19 protein-coding genes are annotated in these 23842 nt (G+C 37.7%); 11 read left to right on the top strand and 8 right to left on the bottom strand.

The window, feature by feature from the left end:
- Positions 1 to 13: 13 nt before the first annotated feature.
- The 5 genes from SOLCA_RS19820 to SOLCA_RS19840 all read right to left on the bottom strand — a co-directional run bounded on the left by SOLCA_RS19820 (position 14) and on the right by SOLCA_RS19840 (position 3564).
- Positions 14 to 349, bottom strand: coding sequence for a hypothetical protein (locus SOLCA_RS19820; protein ID WP_014682259.1), 336 nt, complete (start codon positions 347 to 349; stop codon positions 14 to 16).
- Positions 350 to 375: 26 nt separating this feature from the next.
- Positions 376 to 1614 (bottom strand): imidazolonepropionase, encoded by a 1239-nt coding sequence (hutI, locus tag SOLCA_RS19825; protein ID WP_014682260.1) that lies wholly within the window; start codon positions 1612 to 1614, stop codon positions 376 to 378.
- 99 nt (positions 1615 to 1713) lie between these two features.
- Positions 1714 to 2481 (bottom strand): exodeoxyribonuclease III, encoded by a 768-nt coding sequence (locus SOLCA_RS19830; protein WP_014682261.1) that lies wholly within the window; start codon positions 2479 to 2481, stop codon positions 1714 to 1716.
- Positions 2478 to 3200, bottom strand: coding sequence for a peptidylprolyl isomerase (locus SOLCA_RS19835; protein WP_014682262.1), 723 nt, complete (start codon positions 3198 to 3200; stop codon positions 2478 to 2480). The genes SOLCA_RS19830 and SOLCA_RS19835 overlap by 4 nt, the downstream gene beginning before the upstream one ends.
- Before the next feature lie 10 nt (positions 3201 to 3210).
- Positions 3211 to 3564 (bottom strand): hypothetical protein, encoded by a 354-nt coding sequence (locus SOLCA_RS19840; RefSeq protein ID WP_014682263.1) that lies wholly within the window; start codon positions 3562 to 3564, stop codon positions 3211 to 3213.
- Positions 3565 to 3719: 155 nt separating this feature from the next.
- Between SOLCA_RS19840 and SOLCA_RS19845 the strand changes: the two genes are divergently transcribed.
- Entirely contained in the window at positions 3720 to 4208 is a 489-nt protein-coding gene (locus SOLCA_RS19845) for a low affinity iron permease family protein (protein ID WP_014682264.1), read from the top strand.
- Between the two features lie 125 nt (positions 4209 to 4333).
- On the top strand, positions 4334 to 4609 hold the full coding sequence (locus SOLCA_RS19850; RefSeq protein WP_014682265.1) for a DUF4242 domain-containing protein: 276 nt from the start codon (positions 4334 to 4336) through the stop codon (positions 4607 to 4609).
- A 49-nt stretch (positions 4610 to 4658) separates the two neighbouring features.
- Here the strand turns inward: SOLCA_RS19850 and SOLCA_RS19855 are convergent, their stop codons facing one another.
- A complete protein-coding gene (locus tag SOLCA_RS19855; protein ID WP_014682266.1) occupies positions 4659 to 5357 on the bottom strand; it encodes a porin family protein in 699 nt (232 codons plus the stop codon).
- Positions 5358 to 5591: 234 nt separating this feature from the next.
- Between SOLCA_RS19855 and SOLCA_RS19860 the strand changes: the two genes are divergently transcribed.
- From SOLCA_RS19860 to SOLCA_RS19880, 5 genes are all read left to right on the top strand, one after another.
- Positions 5592 to 7592, top strand: coding sequence for a urocanate hydratase (locus tag SOLCA_RS19860; RefSeq protein WP_014682267.1), 2001 nt, complete (start codon positions 5592 to 5594; stop codon positions 7590 to 7592).
- Between the two features lie 249 nt (positions 7593 to 7841).
- Positions 7842 to 8204, top strand: a complete 363-nt coding sequence (locus SOLCA_RS19865; protein WP_014682268.1) for a hypothetical protein — start codon at positions 7842 to 7844, stop codon at positions 8202 to 8204.
- A 75-nt stretch (positions 8205 to 8279) separates the two neighbouring features.
- A complete protein-coding gene (locus tag SOLCA_RS19870) occupies positions 8280 to 10658 on the top strand; it encodes a TonB-dependent receptor (protein WP_014682269.1) in 2379 nt (792 codons plus the stop codon).
- A 367-nt stretch (positions 10659 to 11025) separates the two neighbouring features.
- Positions 11026 to 12228: an aspartyl protease family protein gene (locus SOLCA_RS19875; protein ID WP_052308670.1), complete on the top strand. Its 1203-nt coding sequence runs from the start codon at positions 11026 to 11028 to the stop codon at positions 12226 to 12228.
- Between the two features lie 137 nt (positions 12229 to 12365).
- Entirely contained in the window at positions 12366 to 14858 is a 2493-nt protein-coding gene (locus tag SOLCA_RS19880; RefSeq protein WP_157604612.1) for a zinc-dependent metalloprotease, read from the top strand.
- A gap of 34 nt (positions 14859 to 14892) precedes the next feature.
- On the opposite strand, the gene SOLCA_RS19885 is transcribed toward SOLCA_RS19880, so the two are convergent.
- A complete protein-coding gene (locus SOLCA_RS19885; protein WP_014682272.1) occupies positions 14893 to 16101 on the bottom strand; it encodes an anhydro-N-acetylmuramic acid kinase in 1209 nt (402 codons plus the stop codon).
- Positions 16102 to 16521: 420 nt separating this feature from the next.
- Between SOLCA_RS19885 and nagB the strand changes: the two genes are divergently transcribed.
- The 3 genes from nagB (at position 16522) to SOLCA_RS19900 (ending at position 21093) form a co-directional block, all read left to right on the top strand.
- Positions 16522 to 18453: a glucosamine-6-phosphate deaminase gene (gene nagB, locus SOLCA_RS19890; RefSeq protein ID WP_014682273.1), complete on the top strand. Its 1932-nt coding sequence runs from the start codon at positions 16522 to 16524 to the stop codon at positions 18451 to 18453.
- A 135-nt stretch (positions 18454 to 18588) separates the two neighbouring features.
- Positions 18589 to 19770: an acyltransferase family protein gene (locus SOLCA_RS19895; RefSeq protein WP_014682274.1), complete on the top strand. Its 1182-nt coding sequence runs from the start codon at positions 18589 to 18591 to the stop codon at positions 19768 to 19770.
- A gap of 108 nt (positions 19771 to 19878) precedes the next feature.
- Positions 19879 to 21093, top strand: coding sequence for a carboxypeptidase-like regulatory domain-containing protein (locus tag SOLCA_RS19900; protein WP_014682275.1), 1215 nt, complete (start codon positions 19879 to 19881; stop codon positions 21091 to 21093).
- On the opposite strand, the gene SOLCA_RS19905 is transcribed toward SOLCA_RS19900, so the two are convergent.
- Positions 21086 to 22612 carry a glycoside hydrolase family 10 protein gene (locus SOLCA_RS19905; RefSeq protein WP_014682276.1) on the bottom strand — a complete coding sequence of 509 codons (1527 nt, stop codon included), beginning with the start codon at positions 22610 to 22612 and terminating at the stop codon, positions 21086 to 21088. The genes SOLCA_RS19900 and SOLCA_RS19905 overlap by 8 nt on opposite strands.
- Positions 22613 to 22903: 291 nt before the next feature.
- Between SOLCA_RS19905 and SOLCA_RS19910 the strand changes: the two genes are divergently transcribed.
- Complete coding sequence (locus SOLCA_RS19910) at positions 22904 to 23827, top strand: hypothetical protein (protein WP_014682277.1); 924 nt, start codon at positions 22904 to 22906, stop codon at positions 23825 to 23827.
- Positions 23828 to 23842: the final 15 nt, after the last annotated feature.

Consider the following 23842-nt stretch of genomic DNA (forward strand, 5'->3'; position numbering starts at 1 on the left):
TGAGGGGATAAATTTAAATGTACTTAAAAAAAGCAAAAAGTCGTCGGTGTTTTAAATAACCAAAATCTAAATCATGTAGATAGGCTTCGCGTTCGAAACTTATGGCATAATAGGCATTGGTGAAATCCTTCTTTTGTGCTAAACGGACTAAAAATTCGATCAGGTACCAAAGATAAAAGCCGATTAAAAATAACTCCAGTTGTTGTCGTAAATGAATACGTTCATGGTTTATTAACGACCTGTCAGTGCGTAGTTCTTTTGATTTTAATATGATAAAAGGCCAAAGCGTTATTGCTTGGGCAAATTTCCCAGTAATTAAGTTTAAAAACCTCCTTGATACTAAAATCATTTATTAAATTGTTTTTTATCAGTAAGTTAATATTTTTTACCATTGATAAAAATTGTATCTATATGGTTCGACCCAAACGAATAAGGCATAAAAGTAACTGATGGGATCTCTTTGGTTAGCATAAAATTAGCTTGTTTTCCTTTAGAAATACTTCCATAAGATGAAGAAAGATCCATTGCGTATGCGCCATTCAATGTGGCAGCATTTATTGCTTCGGCTGGCAACATTTTCATTCGCATGCAGGCAAGAGCTACTACCAGGTTCATGTTGCCCGAAGGTGTGGTACCCGGATTAAAATCAGATGCCAACGCAACCCCAAGTCCTGCATCTATCATGCCGCGTGCATTGGCAAAAGGAATATTAATGAACAATGAACATGAGGGTAAAAGCGTTGCAATTGTTTCCGATCCTTTCAAAGATTCGATCACAGCATCATCGGTAACCTCTAAATGATCTACAGAAAGAGCACCTTTTCTGACACAAGCCTGTACCGCTCCGGTATTCGTAAATTGGTTAGCATGAATCTTTGCTTTTAACCCGTATTTGGCTCCCGCGTCAATTATTTGTTCAGTCTCTTCTATTGAAAAATAATTTTGTTCACAAAAGGCATCAATATAATCTGCCAAGCCTTCATCAGCTATTTGTGGTAAAAGTTTAGTTATTAGTAAATCGATATAACCTTTGTGATCTTGTTTGTATTCTGCAGGAAAAGCATGAGCCCCTAAAAAGGTAGCTTTTACAGGAATAGAAAAGTTTTCTTTTAGCTTACGGATAACTCGGAGCATCTTTAACTCTGCGTCATAGCTTAAACCATATCCACTTTTAATTTCAATGGCTCCCGTTCCCAGGCCGATTAATTCATTTAGCCTTTTAGCAGCCGAATTATATAACTCTTCTTCTGGTGTATGTGCCAGCTTTCTTGCTGAATTTAAGATTCCTCCACCTGCCGCTGTTATTTCCTCATAGGTTTTGCCTTGAATTTTCATCAGAAACTCTTCCTCTCTTGAGGCGGCAAATACCAGGTGAGTATGTGAGTCGCACCATGTTGGAAGAATTAATTTTCCGGTGGCATCAATAACTTCATCAGCATTTTCAAAGGTTGCAGGGTCTAGTTCGGTCATTAAACCAAAATCTGCGATTTTTCCATCGGTTACTTTTAACCAAGCATTTTCAATGGAGGGTAAGTCAGTCATTTCTTTCCCCTGTAACAAGCGTTTATCTGGAGATTGAATGCCGCAAAGTTGTTTTATATTAATGATGATCATGGTCTGTTAAATTACGAGTTACGAGTTAGGTATTACGAATCGTTACACGCATTAAAAAACGAAAAATTCAATTCGTAACATATAAACCCGTAATAAATACTAAATCTCTACTAAAATCGGACAGTGATCCGAATGTCTTGCATCTGGTAATATTGTTGCACGTTTTAGTTCCATTTCCAGTTCTTTGGTAGCCATATGATAATCAATACGCCACCCTAAGTTTTTGGCTCTTGAATTTGCTCTGAAACTCCACCAGGTATAATTATGAGGTTCCTGATTAAAGTGTCGGAATGTGTCTATAAAGCCTGCGTTGATGAATTTTTCCATCCATTCGCGTTCTTCAGGTAAGAAACCTGAGGAATTAGCATTTGATTTTGGGTTATGAATATCGATAGGTCGATGGCAAATATTATAGTCGCCAGAAATAATGAGTTTTGGGTATTTCCAACGGGTCTGTGTAGCATACTCCATAAAAAATTTCATAAACTCAAATTTTATCCCTTGTCGCTCCTCGCCGCTTGATCCTGATGGCAGATAAACACTCATGACAGAAACGTTCGGAAAATCAGCACGCACCACACGCCCCTCGAAATCATATTGCTCATGGCCACAGCCAAACTCAACCGATTCAGGCTGAATACGTGAAAGAATCGCAACGCCACTATATCCTTTTTTCTGCGCCGGATACCAATATTGATATTTGTAGCCCATATCTTCAAGCAGAGTGATCTCCTCAGGTATATTTTCGGGATGAGCCTTTATTTCCTGTAAACAAACAACGTCTGCATCGGTTGCCTGGAGCCAGTTTAACCATCCTTTTGAAATAGCTGAACGGATGCCATTAACGTTATAGGATATTATTCTCATTTTTTCTTTTCCTTTTCTTTTTTAAGCTTCTTCTCTAATTTCCTTGTTTCCTTTTTACTTAGCAACTCCACTTTCATCCTCATATCCTGAATCGGACGATCATTTCCATCCGTCTTGGTAGCTGCAATCTTATCAACCAATTCAATGCCTTCAACCACTTCACCGTAAACCGTATAATTACGGTCAAGAAACGGAGTTCCCCCAATGGTTTTATAGACCTCACGCTGTGATAAAGGGATTTTTTTGCCCTGTAAACGAGTTTGCTCAATCCGATCAAGGTCAGCTTCTGTATATTTCTTACCCTGTACAATATAGAACTGACAACCGCTTGAAGCTTTTGCCGGATTATTATCGCGTGCTGCAGCTAATACTCCTTTTTTGTGGAATAAACTGTCATTAAATTCTGCCGCAACTGTATAACCAGCATCTCCATTACCAAGCATTTTACCCGCAGGGGCATTTTTTGAATCAGGATCTCCACCCTGAATCATGAAATCCTTAATCACTCTGTGAAATAACAAACTGTCGTAAAAATGTTTTTCGGTGAGCTTAATGAAATTGTCCCGGTGCAAGGGTGTTTCATTATAAAGTCGGATGGTACAACTGCCCGAGTCAGTACTTAATTTAACGTAATAATTGGTTGGTTTCTTTTGTGCAAATGATGAATTGGAAACAACGATTCCAGCGATTAATAATAGGCAGTAAAAAACTTTCTTCATATGGTTTTAGTTAAAAGCTGATATCATATAATTGCTCAAAATAGTGAACAATTAAGGATTTCATTAGTAATTCTTGCTCTAGTAATGTATAGTTAGGAAGATTTTTTGTTTTTTTCCAATGCGGCCATCCATCCTGATCAAGGCCTTCGAGCTCATAAAATCCCATTTCACTAAACAGGCGACAAGTGGCAATATGCATTAATTCTTCTTTCTGTCGTTTGGAAAACTTTTGTGGACCTTTTCCAAGCTCTTGTACTCCAATTAAAAAAAGCATCACTTTTAAGTCTGGAGTATCGTTGTCAAAATCGTCAGCAATCTTTTGCTGTAGCTTCGACCATTTATTATTGATTTCTGCAGGGGTCATTTATATAATTTTTAACCTGCTTGCGTTTGCAAGCAGTTGTATCAATCTGCTAAATTATCAATTACCGTCGACTATTAAAGCTGCGTGCTATTTGGATTAATAATTGCCTTGTATAAGTAGCAATATATGAATGCCTTAACTTAATTAATACTTCTATGGAGAAAAGAACTAAAAGAAAATTTTCAGGTTTTTTTGACAGATTTTCTACCAAGATTACGAAAGTAACTGGCAGCCCAACTGCATTTATCGTTGCTCTTGCAGTAATAATTGTTTGGGCTGTTAGCGGTCCAATTTTTAATTATTCTGATACTTGGCAATTGGTCATAAATACAGGAACAACAATTATTACTTTTTTGATGGTTTTTGTAATTCAACAAAGCCAGAACAAAGACACAATGGCCCTCCAATTAAAATTGAATGAACTTATTGCTTGTACCAAAGGAGCTAGCAATCGGTTAATCGATATTGAGGATCTGACAGAAGAAGATTTAATTGTGCTAAAGAGATTTTACATCAAACTTTCCGAACTCTCAAAAACGGAGGGAATACATGCCACTCATTCAATTGATGAGGCTAAGGTTAAACATGACGCCAAGCAAAGGACGGACAAACAGGCCGGAAATGCCGAACGAAATAAAGTTTAAACAGCGTTTTATTTTTTGGGTAAATTGACTAAATTGTATCTCCTTCAAGCGATCATCCCGCCATTTTTTTGTACAGTATCACAACTAATAATCAATGCAAACTTTTCAAAAAACAGGAGGTCTTTATGCCAAAATTTGTTATTGAAAGAGAGATACCTAATGCAGGAAATCTTTCAAAAGATGAGCTAATAGGTATTTCCCAAAAATCATGTAATGTTTTAAGGAGTATGGGTCCTGAAATCCAGTGGGTTCACAGTTATGTAACGGGTGATAAATTGTATTGTGTTTATATTGCACCGGATGAGAAAACAGTGCAACAACATGCTGATCAGGGAGGATTTCCGGCGAACAGTATTGCCAGAGTTTATAGTATCATTGATCCCACAACCGCTGAAGGATAAAATAAAAAAGACTTCTTATATACCGTAAGAAGTCTTTCTGTTAAATAGGTTATTTGAACCTATAGCCAAGCGAAACATAAGGAGCCCTGAATCTTGGTTTGTAGCTGAAAATGCCATCTCGGTCTTTGAAGGGAGATATAAAACTTTCTTCATAAAATACGCCCAACTCAAATTTTTTATACTCTATCCCCAAACCAAATTGAATTCCTGCATCAAATGAGTTGAAAAGCTCTTTTTCTTCCTTTTTTGTTGATTTAGTATAGTTTGAGCCGAGAAAGTAACCAGTTTGAGCATCATAGTAGCTGTTTCTTAACTTTGCTTGAGTTTTTACTGCCAGTCCGATACTAGGTCCAGCATAAATATTCAGATATGGAAATGGATGATACCTAAACAGTAGTGGCATTTGTATGTAACTTAGATCTATGGTCATTCCTTCGTAGTATTGAATGGTACTCATAGATTCATCTGTGTAGAAACGCGCATACACAGGAAGGAACATGTCACGATTGGTAAAAGTCAGATTCGGTTGAAATGATAAATTGTTGTTTAGGTTCTTTTCAAGAAAAACAGACAAAGAAAAGCTATTTCTTTCCGAAGGAATATCGCCAGAGCCTTCACGTTCTTTTAATCCGAATTTTGAATAGTTACTTTTCTGATAAGTAGCTTTAAGTCCCCAGCCAATTTTTTGTGAATAAACAGCTGTAATTGAAATAGCCAAAAAACAAATGATAAGTAGAGTTTTTTTCATTGGAAATTGCATTAAGTAAATAGGTGGGCGAAGATAAGCTTAAAATGGGAAAAAGGTGATATAACCATTGGAAAAGGGCCTTTTGTAATTTATTTCGTTCGATCTTTTTCTTAAATGCGTAGTACTGTTATTAATTGTATCGGAATTTTTTGTGGATTGTTTCAGTTATGAGCATGCAGCGCTTATTTTTGCTGAACCAATTTAATCAGTAAACTAAAGGTCATTAATACCACTATGACATTCAAAGAACAAGTACTTCAAGGCATTCCTGTTGAATTGCCGGCAAAAAAAGCATACGATACAGCTGTAAGCCATGCGCCAATTAGAAAACAACTATTAAGCAGAGAAGAGAAAAAACTGAGTCTGCGCAATGCTTTACGTTATTTTCCTAAACAGTGGCATAAAGAACTGGCTGAAGAGTTTTTAGAAGAGCTGGAAACTTTCGGTCGTATTTATATGTATCGTTTCAGACCTGATTATGCGATGTATGCACGGCCAATTCATGAATATCCTTGTAAGAGTATTCAGGCGGCAGCAATCATGCTCATGATTCAAAATAATCTTGATCCTGCCATAGCGCAGCATCCTCACGAGCTAATAACTTATGGAGGAAACGGTGCTGTGTTTCAAAATTGGGCTCAATACCTGTTAACTATGCAGCTGCTGGCAACGATGACTGATGAGCAAACGTTGAATATTTATAGTGGTCACCCACAGGGTTTATTCCCTTCCGGGAAATCTGCTCCACGTGTGGTTGTTACCAATGGGATGATGATTCCAAATTACTCTTCACCTGATGATTTGGAGCGTTACAATGCTTTAGGCGTAACCCAATACGGACAAATGACGGCTGGTTCTTACATGTATATTGGTCCTCAAGGGATCGTTCATGGTACCACCATTACCGTAATGAATGCTTTCCGGAAAAAATTGGGCAAGGACGCTGATTCTAAAGGAAAAATTTTCCTGACAGCAGGTTTAGGTGGCATGAGCGGAGCGCAGCCTAAGGCAGGCAATATTGCCGGATGTATAACTATCTGTGCCGAAATAAATCCGGCGGCAGCAACCAAGCGCCATTCACAAGGCTGGGTTGATGAATTAATCGAGGATATGAGTACGCTTGTTGCTCGTGTGCGAACAGCCAAAGACAATAAAGAAACTGTTTCGCTAGCTTTTATCGGAAACGTAGTTGATGTTTGGGAGCAATTTGATAAAGAAGGCATTTTTATTGAAATAGGTTCAGATCAAACCTCACTGCACAATCCATGGTCGGGAGGTTATTATCCGGCAGGATTGAGCTTTGATGAATCGAACCAAATGATTGCGGCCAATCCCGAGTTATTTAAAGAAAAAGTACGTGAATCATTGAGAAGACATGCGGCTTCAATTAATAGTCATTGTGCTAAAGGAACTTACTTTTTTGATTACGGTAATGCCTTTTTACTGGAATGTAGCCGAGCCGGCGCAGCAGTAATGGCCGAAAACGGAATCGACTTTAAATATCCTTCATATGTTGAAGATATCTTAGGCCCGATGTGTTTTGATTATGGCTTTGGTCCGTTCCGTTGGGTGTGTACTTCAGGAAATCCTAAAGATTTACAAACAACTGACCGCATTGCAAGAGAAGTTTTGGAAGAAATTAAAGCACAGTCTCCTGAAGAAATTCAGCAACAAATGCAGGATAATATCATTTGGATCAGAGATGCTGAAAAAAATAAACTGGTTGTGGGCTCGCAAGCACGTATTCTTTATGCCGATGCAGAAGGTCGGGCTAAAATTGCGTTGAAATTTAATGAGGCAATTAAATCTGGTGAATTGTCAGCTCCGGTAGTTTTAGGTCGCGACCATCACGATGTAAGTGGAACAGATTCTCCATTCAGAGAAACCAGCAATATTTATGACGGTAGTCGTTTTACAGCCGACATGGCAGTACATAATGTTATAGGAGATAGTTTCCGTGGTGCAACCTGGGTTTCCATTCATAATGGAGGCGGTGTTGGCTGGGGAGAAGTGATAAATGGAGGGTTCGGAATGGTGCTCGATGGAAGTGATGAGGCTAAACAAAAATTGCAAAACATGCTGTTTTTTGATGTTAACAACGGCATTGCCCGTAGAAGTTGGGCGCGCAACAAAGAAGCAAACTTTGCAATAGCCAGGGAAATGGAAAGAACTCCATTACTAAAGATAACAATGCCAACTATTGTTGAAGATGAAGTAATAAACGAGTTATTCTAATAGTTATTTAGGGCACAAAAACTTGTGCCCTTTTTTTGTTTTTATCTTCCGGTTTTAATAAGAAACAAAGTGTTGTTTTCAGTCTAGTCCATTTTGGACCAAATTGACACCAATCCATCCTATTATCGTGATGCAGTTGCTTATATAATTTCAGGATATTGTAATCCGGTCAGTTTTCAATGGTGTTAAGCGTATCCATTAGATAAAATTTTAATTAAGAAAGATTTATTGACTATTTTTGGGACATCAATGTTAGTAATAAAGGCAAAAAACAACAAAATTAAGCAGTTGTTATCGGGCTGGCTGTTGGCTGTGTTCCTGATAACCCTGACGCCTTTTTCTGCATTTCACCACCATAAATCAGCAACGGAAAATGCGACGCATGAAACCAAACCTGTAAAGGGATTTGTGCTAAAAGCTTCTGACGGATCGGAGTCATGTTTGATCTGTAGTTTCCCTTTTGTAAAGAACTTTCTGGTGGAAAATCAACTGCACTTAAGCTATTACAGTGTAGTTGTAAGATTTTTTGCAGTAGAGAATGTAAAGGCGCAGCTTTTTATAAACTCTTTAAAGCAGTTACGCGCTCCTCCATTCCAATCCCCTCCTTTTTAATATACCTTAGTTTAACAGGGTATAAATTTCCTTATCGATTTATTATTCGCTGATTAACATTCCGTCTTATCGGAAATGTCAAACAGTTATTATTTACGTATTGATTACTCGCATTTAATTCATGATGCGCAGGTTAATCAGATTGTACAATCATTTCAGATGAAAGCTAAGTTTCTATCATTCATATTTATACTCTTCTCTCTTGTTGGTCTTACGGAAAATGTAAATGCTAATGCAGTTTCAAATTTATCCGGACGGGTAACAGATAAAAAAACCGGGCAGCCAATTGCGGGCGCCGTAGTTAGTGTTTCTGCATTGCGTGTAGGCGTTTCGACCAATTCGAATGGAGAATATTCATTGCCCAATCTTCCTAAAAAGAAGTTAATGATTGATGTAAGCCAGTTGGGCTATAAAACAATTACTCAAGCAATAGATATTTCAACAACAGTCATAGTAAATTTTGAAATGGAAATTTCAGTGATTGAGGCGAATGAAGTTGTGGTAACTGGCTCTCCTATTTTGGGTAAAAACTCAAGAAATAGTACACCAATAGAAGTTGTTTCAAGAAAAGAAATTACACAAAGTGGAGCTACGAATATTGTTGACGCTTTAAGTAAGGTTCCGGGAGTATCGCAAGTTACCACAGGTGGGGCTATTTCAAAGCCGGTTATCAGAGGGCTGAGTTATAACCGCGTGGTTACCTTAAGCAATGATGTTAAACAAGAAGGTCAACAATGGGGAGATGAGCACGGGATTGAGATCGACCAATATGCTGCGGCAAAAGTGGAGGTATTAAGGGGGCCGGCAAGTTTATTCTATGGTTCAGACGCATTGGGAGGTGTTATTAATATTATTGATCCCGTTGTTACTACACATGGAAATATAAAAGGGCAATTCAATACTAATTATTCGCTTAATAACGGTTTAACAGCTAATAATATCCAATTTGAAGGTAACACAAACGGTTTTGTTTACCGCCTAAACGGCACCTATAAAAACGCCATGTCCTATAAAACACCTACGGAACGTGTCTATAACAGTGCTTTTAAAGAGGATGATTTAAGTGCTATGGTTGGCATGAATAAGTCGTGGGGATTTGCTCATTTAACTTATTCACGTTTTAATACAAAATTAGGGTTAACCGAAGGTGAACGTGATGATAATGGAAGTTTTGTTGATGGAGAAGGAAATCCGGTTTCTGCGGATGATCTTAAAAGCAGATCTATGTTTTTGCCATTTCAGCATATTACTCACCAGAAATTGGCCTTAAATACTAACATTTCGCTTGGTAAGGGATTTTTGAAAACTACCCTTGGTTTCCAGAATAACCAACGGAAAGAATTAGAGGAATCAGCAACTGATCCTGCCACTTATTTTTATCTCAACACCTATTCATTGGATAGCAAATACTATTTCCCAGAATATAATGGATGGGCACCTGTAGTTGGTATTTCAGGTACCATACAAAATAATGAGAATAAAGGGGAAGAAGCATTAATCCCTGCTTATGACATGTATTCGGCTGGTATTTTTGCTTATGTTAAGAAAGAATGGGAGCGATTAAGTTTTGATGCCGGGGTACGGTTTGATAACCGCAAACTAAACGGAAAACAAGAGTTTCAGTTTAATGAGTTTAGTAATAATTTTTCGAATATATCAGGATCTGTGGGTATGACGTATCAACTTACGGATGCACTTAACTTTAAAGCAAATATTGGGCGTGGATTCCGCGCTCCTAATATTGCAGAATTAAGTGCAGATGGAGTTCATGAAGGGGCCTTCCGTTACGAAATCGGAAATACAAATCTTAATCAGGAAACCAGTACACAGTTTGATGCTTCTTTGGACTGGGAAGGTAAATACTTTAGTGCAGGGTTAAACAGCTATTATAATCTCATAAACGATTATATCTATTATCAAAATACCAATAACGAAGAAATAGAAGTTGATGGCGGTTTTTATCCAGTTTATCGTTATGTACAGGGAAATTCATCAATTCGTGGGTTAGAGGTTAGTTTTGATGTACACCCGGTTAATGCATTGCATTTTGAAAACTCATTTGCTTATACCCGTGGCACAAATAATGACGCTAAAACTGATCTTCCATTCATTCCACAAGCAAAAATGATTAATACCCTTCGATATAATTTCGACAATAAAAAAGATGCATTAATATCGAACTTGTTTGCAAGCGTTGGGTTAGAGACCAGTTTTAAGCAAGATAAGGTAGATCCTTTCGAAACAACCTCTAGCGGTTATACAATATTAAATGCTTCTGTTGGTGCTTCTTTGCGAAGTAAAACAGGACGTGAAGTCCTTACTGTATTTGTTAACGGAAAGAACCTTACGGATAAAAATTATATTGACCACTTAAGTCGCTTCAAAGAAATAGGTGTTTCAAATATTGGAAGAAATATCACTTTTGGAGTTTCTGTTCCGTTCTCAAACAATTGATAATTAAAGAATAATACTAATTTTTGTAGTCGATAAAAGCCCTTCGTTTTTCGAAGGGCTTTTTAGTTGGGTGTTATTTCTTAATCTCCGTTTTTTTAATTTAAATTTAATTAACATTCATATTAGTAATTATTATAGCCAGTTATGAAATTACGATTAACCTTAATTTAATTAACTTTAGATTGTATACTAAAAATATTACAAGTATTTATTCCGGATTACAAGGCATTTTAGTATATTTATTGGTAACGCTCTCGGTAATTGTTTTTTAATTGACAAAGTCCGAATCTCAACCAATTTCAAAATGATTTGTTACCCTAACATATCATTTCATCTATCAACGTTCTCAAAGAGTTTACTGTTGAGTGTGGCACTGCTTTTTTGCAGTTTTCATGCATTCTCCCAATATCAGTTCAGAATAACAGAAGGTAAAAAAGGTCAGATAAATATGCCTTTTGAATTTCAACGCAATCTGATCATTCTTCCTGTATACATAAACGATCACGGACCATATAACTTTATTCTGGATAGTGGTGTAAGCATTATGCTGATTACTAATCCGGCTTTAAAAGACTCCCTTAATTTGCAATTAGGCCGAAATGTTACCATAAAAGGTTTGGGAGAAGGGGATGATCTTACGGCACAGATCGTTACCGGAATAAAGATGAAGATCGGTAAAACCCAATGCACTAATATGGCCGGAGCTATCATTCCAAAGGATGTGTTGGACTTATCTGCTTATGTGGGAATGCCGATTTATGGAATAATTGGATTTGATTTCTTTAACAGCTTTGTAGTAAGAATAAATTACGTAAGCCAGTTAATTACTGTTTATGATACAAGTGATTTTAAGCAACCTCGTAAATGCAAACCAATTCCACTCATTATCGAAAATCAACGTGCTTACGTGATTGCTGAAGTGACTATGAATGATACAAAAATAGTAAAAACTAAATTAATCATCGATACCGGTGCTGGTCATCCTGTTTCATTAGAGCCTTCATCGAACCCGGATATTAAGGTTCCGGATTCAACATTGGATGCTTACTTGGGAAGAGGGTTAAGCGGACCTATCGACGGACATATTGGTCGGATCAAACATCTTGCTTTTAGCGATATTGAAGTTAAAAATGTGATTACATCGTTTCCGAACTATTCTGATGTTGGGGCAAAAATAACTAACAATAATAACCGAAATGGAAATATCGGGAATGACCTGTTGAAACGATTTACTGTAACTTTCGATTATTCGAGAGGAAGAATGTTCTTAAAACCAAACGTATATTTCAATATGCCATTTGAACATGATATGAGCGGACTGGAGCTTGCTTCTGATCCGACGGTAAAACGATACTTCATTTCATTGGTTCAGCCTGGTTCTCCAGCTGATCAGGCGGGTTTGCAAAAAGATGATGAAATTATTTCTATTAACTTAAAACCTGTGTCAGAAATGCCTGTTTCTGAGATTGATGGTTTATTACGTTCAAAAGATAATCGTGGATTATTGATCCAGTATCATCGTAAGAACACCACCAATTACGTTGTACTTACGCTTAAGCGTAGAGTTTAGGCAGTCAATTCTCCTCGAATCTTCCCCCTTTTTGCAGCAGGGTAATTGTAAAAACTCTGTTGTTCTTAGCCTTTTCACAAATTAATTCAGCTGAAGGTGTAGTTTTGCTTCAACCTTAACAAAAGAAAAATTAGAAAATGTTTATTCAATCACAGAAGTTAAAGCTGGCTGGAATGCTATTGCTTGCAGGTACTTTTATTGCACCTGCACAGGCTCAGCAAAAAAAAGCTCCGCAAGGTATGCCTGCAGGTGCTCCTTCGCCTATGCCAGGACAAGGTGGGCAGCAGAAGCAAGGAATCCGCCCATATTCAGAAGTTATTACAGCAAAAGCGGTATCAGACAAAGGTCTTTTTACGGTTCATAAAGTTGATGATCGTTATTTTTATGAGATTCCTGATTCATTAATGAATCGTGATCTGTTATTAGTAACCCGTACAGTTAAAACGGCTAACGGTCTTGGCTACGGAGGGGAAATCCTTGATTCAAAAGTTCTCCGTTTTGAGAAGTATGATAAAAAGAAAGTATTTCTGAGAGAGATTTCTTACGATGTAGTGGTTGATAAGAACTCAGATATGTATCAATCGGTACAAAACTCAAACGTTCAGCCTATCATTTCGAGCTTTGATGTCAAGGCATTAGCGAAAGATTCTGCTGGGGTAGTAATTGATATTACTGACCTGTTTGCAAAAGATAATTCTTCGTTCTCATTCCCTGAAAACTTACGTAAAAAATACCGTATCTCTGGTGCTGATGATAGCCGTTCATACATTAGCAGTATAAAAAGTTATCCGATTAATATCGAAGTTAAAAACGTATTTACCTATCGTATCACTGCTTCAAATCCGATGGAAACCGGAGGTGTTGCAACGGTAGAAGTTAATAACTCCATGTTATTATTGCCTCAGCAACCAATGATGCCACGTTACTTCGACAATCGTGTAGGGTATTTTGCACAAAGCCAGGTAGATTACAGTTCTGAGGAACAACAGGCAGGAAAAACAACCTACGTTCGTCGCTGGAGATTGGAGCCTAAAGATATGGAGGCTTATAAACGCGGTGAGTTAGTGGAGCCAAAGAAACAGATCGTTTATTACTTAGATCCGGCTACGCCTGCTAAATGGCGTCCCTATTTAATCGCAGGTGTGAACGATTGGAACAAAGCGTTTGAAGAAGCAGGCTTTAAAAATGCAATTGTTTGTAAAGAAGCACCAACTCCGGAGCAAGACCCGGAATTTAGTACTGAGGATGCTCGTTATTCAGTTATTCGTTATTTCGCTTCTGATATTCCTAATGCTTATGGACCGCACGTTGCCGATCCGCGTTCAGGAGAGATTATTGAAAGTCATATCGGATGGTACCACAACGTTATGAAATTGGTTCGTAACTGGTTCTTCATCCAAACAGCAGCAGTTAACCCTGAAGCACGTACCATGAAGTTTAAAGATGAAGTAATGGGACAATTAATCCGCTTCGTTTCTTCTCATGAGGTTGGCCATACCTTAGGTTTACGTCATAATTTCGGTTCAAGCTTCGCTTACCCTGTTGACTCATTGCGTTCAGCGTCATTTACCAAGAAGATGGGTACAGCTCCATCAATTATGGATTATGCTCGTTTTAACTATGTAGCTCAACCTGAAGATAAAGATGTTTATTTATATCCGGCAATTGGTGTTTACGATCGTTATGCAATTGATTGGGGTTATCGTGTACTTCCGGATGTTAAGTCTCCAAAAGACGAAGAAGCTATCCTCAATAAAATGATCGTTAAGCATTCAGGCGATCCTATGTATTTCTTTGGAACAGAGATGAATCCGGCTGATCCTCGCTCACAAAATGAGGATTTAGGAAACGATGCGGTAAAAGCGAGTGCTTATGGGATCAAAAACTTGAAAAGAGTATTACCTAATCTAACCAAATGGACCTATGAAGAAGGCAAGGATTATGGTGATCTAAAAGATATGTATGCTGAATTAACTAATCAATGGAGTCGTTACATGGGTCATGTGGCTAAAAACATTGGTGGAGTATACGAAACACCTAAATCTTACGATGAAAAGGGAGATGTATATGTTCCAGTATCCAAAGAGATGCAGAAGAAAGCAATAGCATTTTTGAATGAACAAGCCTTAACAACTCCAACCTGGTTAATTGATCAGAATATTCTTCGCAAATTCGACCAGTCGGGTGTGGTAGATCGTATTCGTTCGTTCCAAACTAACGTTTTGAATAATATGCTTGGTGTAGATAAATTAAGTAGAATTATTGAGTTTGAAACAACCAATCCGGCTACAGCTTATAGCTCAGCTGAGTTCTTGAGTGATGTTAGAAAAGGAGTATGGTCAGAATTAGCTACTGGTAAGAACATTGATACTTACCGCCGTAACTTGCAACGAGCATACATTGAGCGATTTGCTGCATTGCTAACACCTCCAGCCAATCAGGATGCTTTACCTCCAAACATGCGTCGTCCTGATCAAACATTGACTGATATTCGCCCGATTGCTAAAACTGAATTGAAGACTATTCAGCGTCAGATATTAGCAGCGATGCCTAAATATACTGCAACAAACAAGGCTCATTTAGAAGACTTGTCACAGCGTATCAAAGAAATCTTGAACCCTAAAGGATAATATGAAAGGGGTTGAGCATCTGCTCGACCCCTTCTTATTTATCAGGGAATGATATTTTTCCCATGGTAACTTTCGGTATTTCTCTGGCAGGATTGCCAAATAATGAATCTTCTTTTCCTGCTACCAGTTCATTTGCTAATACTGCAAATAAAACAGCTTCTTTTGCATCCGGAGTAATTCCCAATTCTTCAGTTGAATGAAAAATACAGTTTGGCAGTTCAACTTGAATTCTCCTCATTAATTCCTTATTATGAATGCCACCACCACTTGAATAAACATGTAAGGGCTTTTCTTCTTCAAAACAACTCTTAATAGAGGTAATGATCGAGTCGGCCGAAAGTTGTGTTAAGGTGCTTAGTAAGTCTTCAGGGTTTATGTGTTGATTTTTGCTTTCTTGTAAAGCTTTTTCAACGTAAGCAACGCTAAACAGTTCTGGTCCTGTTGATTTTGGGAAATCTTCAACAAAGAAAGAATGACTTTTCAGCTCTTTCAGTAATTCAATATTAACCTTTCCGGAACGTGCAATTTCTCCATCTTTATCATACGTATACTGAGGGTAAAACTTCCTGACAAACACATCAATCAATGTATTGCCTGGACCCACATCCGTTGAAAACACCTTGTCGGGATCCAAATCAGCTGACAGATAAGTGAAATTAGCAATGCCACCAATATTCAACATAATGCGTTCCTCTCCCCGTTTTGAAAAAATCAGGTAATCCCCATATACTGCCAGGGGGGCTCCTTCCCCTCCTGATGCAATATGTTTTTGCCGAAAATCACTTACAGTTATAATTCCTGTTTTTACTGCCAGATGATCCCCATCGCCAATTTGTAACGTACTGTTACCAAAGTTGCTTTGTTGATGTAATCTTTTTGGGGCATGGAGAACAGTTTGTCCATGACTGGCAATCAGGTCAATAGAATCAGGTGTTATCTGCCATTTTTTTAAACATTCATTTATCAAATGCCCGTGCTGCAAAGCAATCCATGGGTTTAATAAACATAAATCCTGAAAGTTGATCTGTTCTTTAGCAAATATCTTTCGTACCTCAGCTTTTAAGCTGTCATTAAACGGCTCTGTTTCAAATTTCAGAATCTTGACCTCTGTTTCAGGCCCCGAATTGGTGATTCTGCACAGAGCTACATCTAATCCATCTAATGATGTTCCGGACATTAAGCCAATGATCAGGCGTTCCTTTTTATTAGCGATCTTGTATAGTTTTTCGATTTGACTATGCATTGCTTACATTGCTGAGTGAAAAGGTAAATGTAATTACAAATTATTGGAGGTTCCATGATTAAAAATATATTTCAGTTTGTTTAAATTAAAACGCTAGGATGATATTAATCAGTCAATATTAGTTTCAGAGATACTACAATTGATTTGATGTGCTATTATAAGGAAAACGTTGAATAGAGTATTAAAACACGATTTTCCTTCAAGTCATCAAACAAAATTACTTGATATGTGGATTGTCCGGAGTAATAAAATGAGCTTTTGTATTAGTGTACTTTTTACACTTTTAAATTTTTTTTAATAAGTTGTTTTTAAATTTCTCTTTATAGAAAATAAAAGCCTATTTTTGAATCCGGTAAAAAAAGCAATAATAGCTTGCCAAAAATCTACACTTTGGCCAATTTATTTAACGAATATTCAAATATGACTTATAGTTCAGCAAATCAGGGAAGAGCACGATTTGAGCGGATTCCTACCAAGATTTTCAACAATTCGCAGATTGCTTCAGCAGCCGTTGCCAAAGAGATTGCCGACTTGATCCGTCAGCGTCAGCAAGAAGGTAGAAGTGTTGTATTAGGGCTTGCTACAGGCTCTACCCCAATCAAAGTTTACAAAGAATTAATTCGTTTACATAAAGAAGAAGGCTTAAGCTTTTCAAATGTTTACTCATTTAACCTGGATGAGTATTACCCAATGCAACCTGACTCTGTTCATAGCTATGTACGCTTTATGGAAGAGCAGTTGTTTAATCATGTAGATATCCCGAAAGGAAACTATAATATCCCTAATGGTACGCTTGCTCAGGATCAGATCGCAGCATTCTGTGGTGATTATGAACAAAAAATTGAAGATTTAGGCGGCCTCGATTTCCAGTTATTAGGTATTGGAGGAAACGGTCACATTGGTTTTAATGAGCCCGGATCACTTGAAAACTCAAGAACTCGCTTAATCACTCTTGACCATGTTACGCGTGCTGCAGCTGCAGGTGAATTTCAGGGTTTAAGAAATGTGCCGCGCAAAGCAATTACAACAGGTATTTCAACCATTATGAAAGCTCGTCGTATTGTATTGATGGGTTGGGGTGAAGGAAAATCGCAAATTGTTGCCAGTGCAGTTGAAGGCCCGATTACTGATCAGGTTCCTGCTTCTTACCTGCAATTACATTCTAATACTACATTTGTAATTGATGAGGCTTGTTCAAGCGAGTTAACTAAAATTAAAACTCCTTGGTTGGTCGACAGTGTTGAATGGGACAATGCAATGACTAAAAAAGCAGTTTGTCACTTAGCATTAACCTTAGGCAAATCTATTTTAAAACTAACTGATAAAGATTATAACGATAATGGTATGGGTGATCTTTTATCGAAATACGGTAAAGGACACGATCTAAATATTGATGTATTTAATCAATTACAACATACTATTACCGGTTGGCCAGGTGGAAAACCCAAAGCGGATGACACTACACGTCCTGAACGTGCTGAGCCTGCAAGAAAGCGTGTAATTATTTTCTCTCCACACCCTGATGATGATATCATCTCAATGGGAGGAACCTTCCAACGTTTGCACGATCAGGGACACGATGTACATGTGGGTTACCAAACATCAGGAAACATTGCCGTAGCAGATGATGAAGCACTTCGATTTGCGGAATTTGTGGTAAACTTTAACAACAAATTTGGCTTTGATAATACAAATGCCGGTAAAATTTACAGCGATATTTCATCTTATTTAAAAGCCAAAAAAACAGCACAAATCGATCCGCAAGAACTACGTCAGATCAAAGGAATGATGCGTGTAGGTGAGGCAAAAGCGACTTGTCGTTTTGTGGGAATTCCTGAAGAAAATGCTCACTTCATGAATTTACCTTTCTATGAAACCGGTGCTGTTCAGAAAAACCCTCCTACCGATGCTGATATTAATATCACCATGGACTTAATCAAGTCTATTAAACCACAACAGATTTTTGCTGCCGGCGACTTAGCTGATCCGCATGGTACACACAAAGTTTGTTTGGATGTTATTTTTGAAGCATTAAGACGTTTAAAAGCAGATCCTGCGAATGCAGAGTGGATTAAAGATTGTTGGTTATGGTTATATCGCGGAGCTTGGGCTGAGTGGGATATTCATGAAATCGAAATGGCTGTTCCGATGAGTCCTGAACAAGTGCTTATCAAGCGTTTCGGAATCTGGAAGCACCAATCACAAAAAGATGGTGTTGTGTTCCAGGGACAAGATGCCCGTGAGTTCTGGCAACGCGCAGAAGAGCGTAACAGCGCCACCGCTCAATTATATAATCAGTTAGGTTTAGCTGATTATGCAGCGATGGAAGCCTTTGTAAGATGGCATTATTAAGAGTTTATGTAAACAAGATTTATATTCCAATGCCCTCGTTGTTATAACGAGGGCATTTTTAATGTTAATTAATTGTTTTATTATTAACCAATTGGTTATTATTGATAAAAATTTATAATTATAATTTCAAAGACAATGCAAGCATCCGCTTCAGAACCAAAACCCAGACTGCTTTCTTTGGATGTATTCAGAGGTGCCACTGTGGCTGCCATGATACTAGTAAATAATCCAGGAAGTTGGTCAAACATTTACGCGCCGTTAGAACATGCAAAATGGAATGGTTGTACGCCTACCGATCTTATTTTTCCATTTTTTTTATTTATTGTAGGTATTTCAATTGCTTATGCCTTATCCGGTAAGAAAAGCAGACCCGAAGAGCACAGTGCAGCTATCAAAAGCATTACCATCAGAAGCCTAAAGCTTTTCGGCTTAGGACTAATACTTGCCCTCTTTCCGATTGTTTATTTTGACAAGTTTGGAGAAGTTGACGTTTGGGATCAAATTGTGATGAGATTTTCGGGCGTTAGAATTATGGGCGTGTTGCAACGTATTGGCATTGTATTTTTTATTGCCGGAATCATCTTCATAAAAGCTAAACCTAAAACGATTGCATGGACTGCGGGAAGTTTATTAGTGATTTATTACCTGCTAATGACCTTTGTTCCGGTTCCGGGAGTTGGTTATGCTAACCTTGAGCCTGAAACCAATTTGGGAGCCTGGATAGATCGATTAATTCTTACTACCGACCATTTATGGAAACAGTCAAAAACTTGGGATCCTGAAGGGTTATTAGGCACGATCCCTGCTGTTGCTACAGGCCTGTTGGGAACACTGTGTGGTACCTGGATGAAAAAGCCAATGGATAATGCGCTAAAAATAACTTGGTTGTTTGTATTCGCCGCTTTTGGTATTGCTGCCGGATTAGTCTGGGATCTATTCTTTCCAATCAACAAATCACTTTGGACAAGCTCTTTTGTATTATACACAGCCGGATTAGGCTCCGCTTTCTTTGCTGTATTATACTGGCTTATTGATGTGCAAGGTTATAAACGTTATACCACTCCATTTGTAGCTTTCGGGGTTAATGCTATTACCGCATTTTTCTTGTCAGGGATTTTGGTAAAAACACTAAGCCTGATCAAATTAAAAGATGCCGCAGGAAAATTGATAAATCTTCAATCTTATTTTTATAATACCTGCATTGTTCCATTCTTTTCTCCTCTAAATGCATCATTAGTGTATGCAATTGTATGGGTGTTATGTTTTATGGCATTGATGATGTACATGTATAAAAAGAAGATCATCATCAAGGTTTAATAGTTATATTCCTCAAAATTGAAGCGGCTGATAGTTGTTTAATTATCAGCCGCTTTAATTTTATTTTCTCAATAATAATGGCTAAATTTTCTTACATTCTTTTTAGCCATGAAACGTTTATTCGCTCTTTTTTTTGCGTTTCTTTTTTTAATTAATATAGGCAAATGCCAGGTGGTCATCTATGGATTTACTTTTAATTCAAAAGATAAATCCGTGGTGCCTTACGCTAGCGTTGAACTGTATGACCAAAGCAAGGGAACTTTGAGTAATGATAACGGTCATTTTGAACTTCATATAGATAGCTTACCCACTGTAATTAAAGTTTCGTGCCTGGGTTTTGAAAGTAAAATCATCCCTATTCCAGATACTTCATTTCTAAGTATTTCATTAGTTCCAACAGTAATCCGGTTAAAAGAAGTACAAGTACACTACACCGATGTTATTTCCAAGTTAGTTGATAAGGCACGTGAGAAGGCGCTTAAGACGCGACGGAATCAGCTAACCGGACGAGCATTTTATCGTCAATTCAATAATAACGATTCTGTTTGCACGGAAGTTCTTGAATCATTCTATAATATCTGCACAAACAATAACGGAATTAGAGGTTGGGAACTCACCCAAGCTCGTTATGGAATAAAGGACGTAGATACTGGTAATAGAGTTTACGTATATAACCAGTCGACACTGACCCGTTTCCTGAAAGTATATTCTGATGCCACCTATGGATTGGAAATCACTCAGCCTGTTGTTAATACACGAAATGAAAGGGTGATCTATGAACTGCTCAATCAATACAATGATCCTGTGAGTGGACAAAAAATATCAGAATTAGGATTCCATTCCGCTAAAAACAAGCATGATAGTACTTATGGGAAGATTTATATTGATGAAGATAGTTATGATATTTTAAAAGTAGTCGGGACATATATCGACAAAGACAATAGATTGATTGAGCCGAGCGGTTGGGAGCGTGAATATATGGAAACGATAAAAAACACCCGTTTTGACTACGAAGTAAGGTTTAAAAAGATAGATGATTTTGTTGTACTGGATTATCTGAAAACTAAAGTTTCCTTATTTACAATTTACAAGAAGCGTAAGATAAATCTTGTCTCCGAAGGTTTTCTATATGTTTATGAAATTGATCCGACATTGAGGTTTCATGACATGAATCCTGAAGCACATGATTATGAAAGCATAAAAAAAACGCCTTATGATCCGGTATTTTGGTTTAATAACCCGATCATAAAGCGTAATCCACTCGAGCAAAAACTTATTTCAGAATTCGAAAAAGAAAATATTATCGGTAATCTGCTTAATTGACCGGCAAGGATATAACACAGTAGTCTGTACTTTCATTTTGCATACGGTCTAAGCTCGTGACGATATAAATATAATTTTGCTTGGTTTTAGGCTCTGTATCAATGAACGTTGTTTGATCGTAAACAATTCCAATGATTTTACGAGGATCATTTGCATCAAATGGTTCCCCTTGCGTTATTCTATAGATCACATAACCCCTTGCAGTGTCACCATCGATCGCTTTTTCAGGAGTTTCCCAGGTTAATTTAACGACGCCTGGATTCGTTTGTTCTGCCGCAAGGTGCTGAGGGGCATGCGGCGGTATGCTATCTATCCAAGGCATTGTTGGAAGTAATGCCGGATAACGGTAATAATTTTTTCGCAATGTATCGGTAAAACCCATTGGATTTCGAATCAGTGATTTTGAACTAAAGTACACCTGTCCATAGATATCTTCATACTCTCTTGTAAATTTTATCTGATCAGACATATGCATTGGCCTTCTCCAAGCAGGATCGCTTCCAATTCTATAGGCGCCAATTCCGATATAGATATGCCTGCCAAAAGCGTTTGCTGCCCACCATTCACTAATGGTTTCAAAATCAGCCCTAGGATGCCCTATGTTGAAGTAAACTTGTGGAACCATATAATCTATCCAGCCTTCTTCAAGCCACTTGCGTGAGTCTGCAAACTGGTTGTAATAAGATGCTCCTCCCCGGGTATCAGAGCCATCCGGGTCCTGAGTTGAGTTTTTCCAAATTCCAAACGGACTGATTCCAAATTTAACGTATGGTTTTACGGCTGCAATACTATCATGTACCATTGCTATCAGCAAATCCACGTTATTTCTGCGCCAGTCTTCAATAGTAGAGAATCCGTTAGGGTATTTTTTAAAAGTGTTCCAATCCGCTATGTATTGTCCCGCCTCTGGATAAGGATAAAAGTAGTCGTCAAAATGAATTCCATCCACATCATAGTTTCTCACTACGTCCATGATAACAGAAGCAATGTACTGACGGACTTCAGGGATACCTGGATTAAACAATAACTGACCGCCGTAATTGAAAAACCACTCTGGTTTTTGTTTGGTGATATGATTATAGGCTACACTCTTGGCACTTTTGTGAGTTGCCCGATATGGGTTAAACCATGCATGGAGCTCCATCCCTCGTTTGTGACATTCATTAACCATGAACTCCAGTGGATCGTATGCAGGGTATGGAGCACGACCTTGCTGACCCGTTAACCATGATGACCAAGGCTCTCTACTTTTAGCATAAAAAGCGTCAGCAGCAGGCCTTACTTGTCCGAAGATTGCATTTATCCCCGTTCTTTTATGATGATCCAACAGGTATTTGAACTCATCCTGTTGTTCCGTTGCCGATAAATTGCTAGTACTTGGCCAGTCAATATTGGCAACTGTGGCTACCCAAACGCCACGAAGTTCTCTTTTTATTGGATAATTAGTTTGTGAAAAAGCTTGTTTAAAATTACAAAATGTTAAAACCGCTATTAGGACAGGTATTAGTATTTTCTTCATTATTATCTCCTACGTTCAATCGGGTAAGTCATGTTTTCCGGCTCTACACACTGCGTGGAAAACATTGCCCAATTTATTGAAACCTTGTTAGTAAACAACAGTATAAATGCTTAAAATGCAATGGCATTAAACTTGTAACACCTCTGTAAGCTCAATTTAAACTTTAAAAAAGTGCATTTATTGTTGAGTCGCAAAAGTATGCAAACATTACGAGTTTTATTTTGATAATTAATACTAAAAAAAGATAAACAGTTAGCTTATTAAAGAGGGAACCACTAAAACTAATTTATAATGGAAAATACAATGACTACTGACGAATCAAAATCTAAAAATTGGATTTACATTCTTGCCGGCATTATCGTTCTTTTACTTGGAGCAAATGCCTATTTGTTTTTGAATAAGAATGAGAAAGAGGCGAAATTAATTACTATCACTGATGAAAAATTATCACTTCAGTTAGAGCTTGAAAAACTTAAGACAGAACTTAATACAGTTAAGTCTTCTAATCAGACTTTAACAACTGACTTAGAGGCAAAAGAAAAAGAACTTACTGCTAAGATCGATGAACTTGAGGTGGCTTTACGTAACGGTAAGTTATCAGCAGCTCAGTTATCTAAAACTAAGAAAGAAATCAGCGCATTGAGAGAGACTATCAATCAATATGTTGCTGAGATCGAAACTTTAAAGCAGGAAAAAGAGCAGTTAACGGCAGAGAATACCACGCTTAAAACTACTGTTGAGGAGTCCAATAAGAAAAATACGGACTTAACTTCTCAAAACACTGAGTTAAGTAATAAAGTTACTTTGGCTTCAATGTTGAAAGCTTCTTCTGTAAATTCTAAAACTTTCAAACGCAAAAGCAGCGGACGTTTTGTTGATAACGTAAAAGCTAAAAACGTTGATAAGTTAGTTTCTGAGTTTGCGGTAGCTCCGAATGATTTAGCAGCTGAAGGCCCTTATATGGTATTCATGCAAATTGTTGACCCAAGTGGAAAGGTACTTTCTACCGGTGCTGCAAGCGAAACTCCTAAAGATTTAGTAATCGGTGGTGAAAAAGTTCAATACACTACTTCAACCACAATGGTATATGCTAAAAATAATCCAAACTATGCTATTGAGTATTTGAATAGCGAAGGATGGGGAGCAGGTACTTACACTGTAAACTTATATACTGAAGGTTCAAAATTAGGTTCATCAACCTTCACCTTAAAATAAAGTTAACTAAACCTG

The organism is Solitalea canadensis DSM 3403, assembly GCF_000242635.2.
Classification (GTDB): Bacteria; Bacteroidota; Bacteroidia; order Sphingobacteriales; family Sphingobacteriaceae; genus Solitalea; species Solitalea canadensis.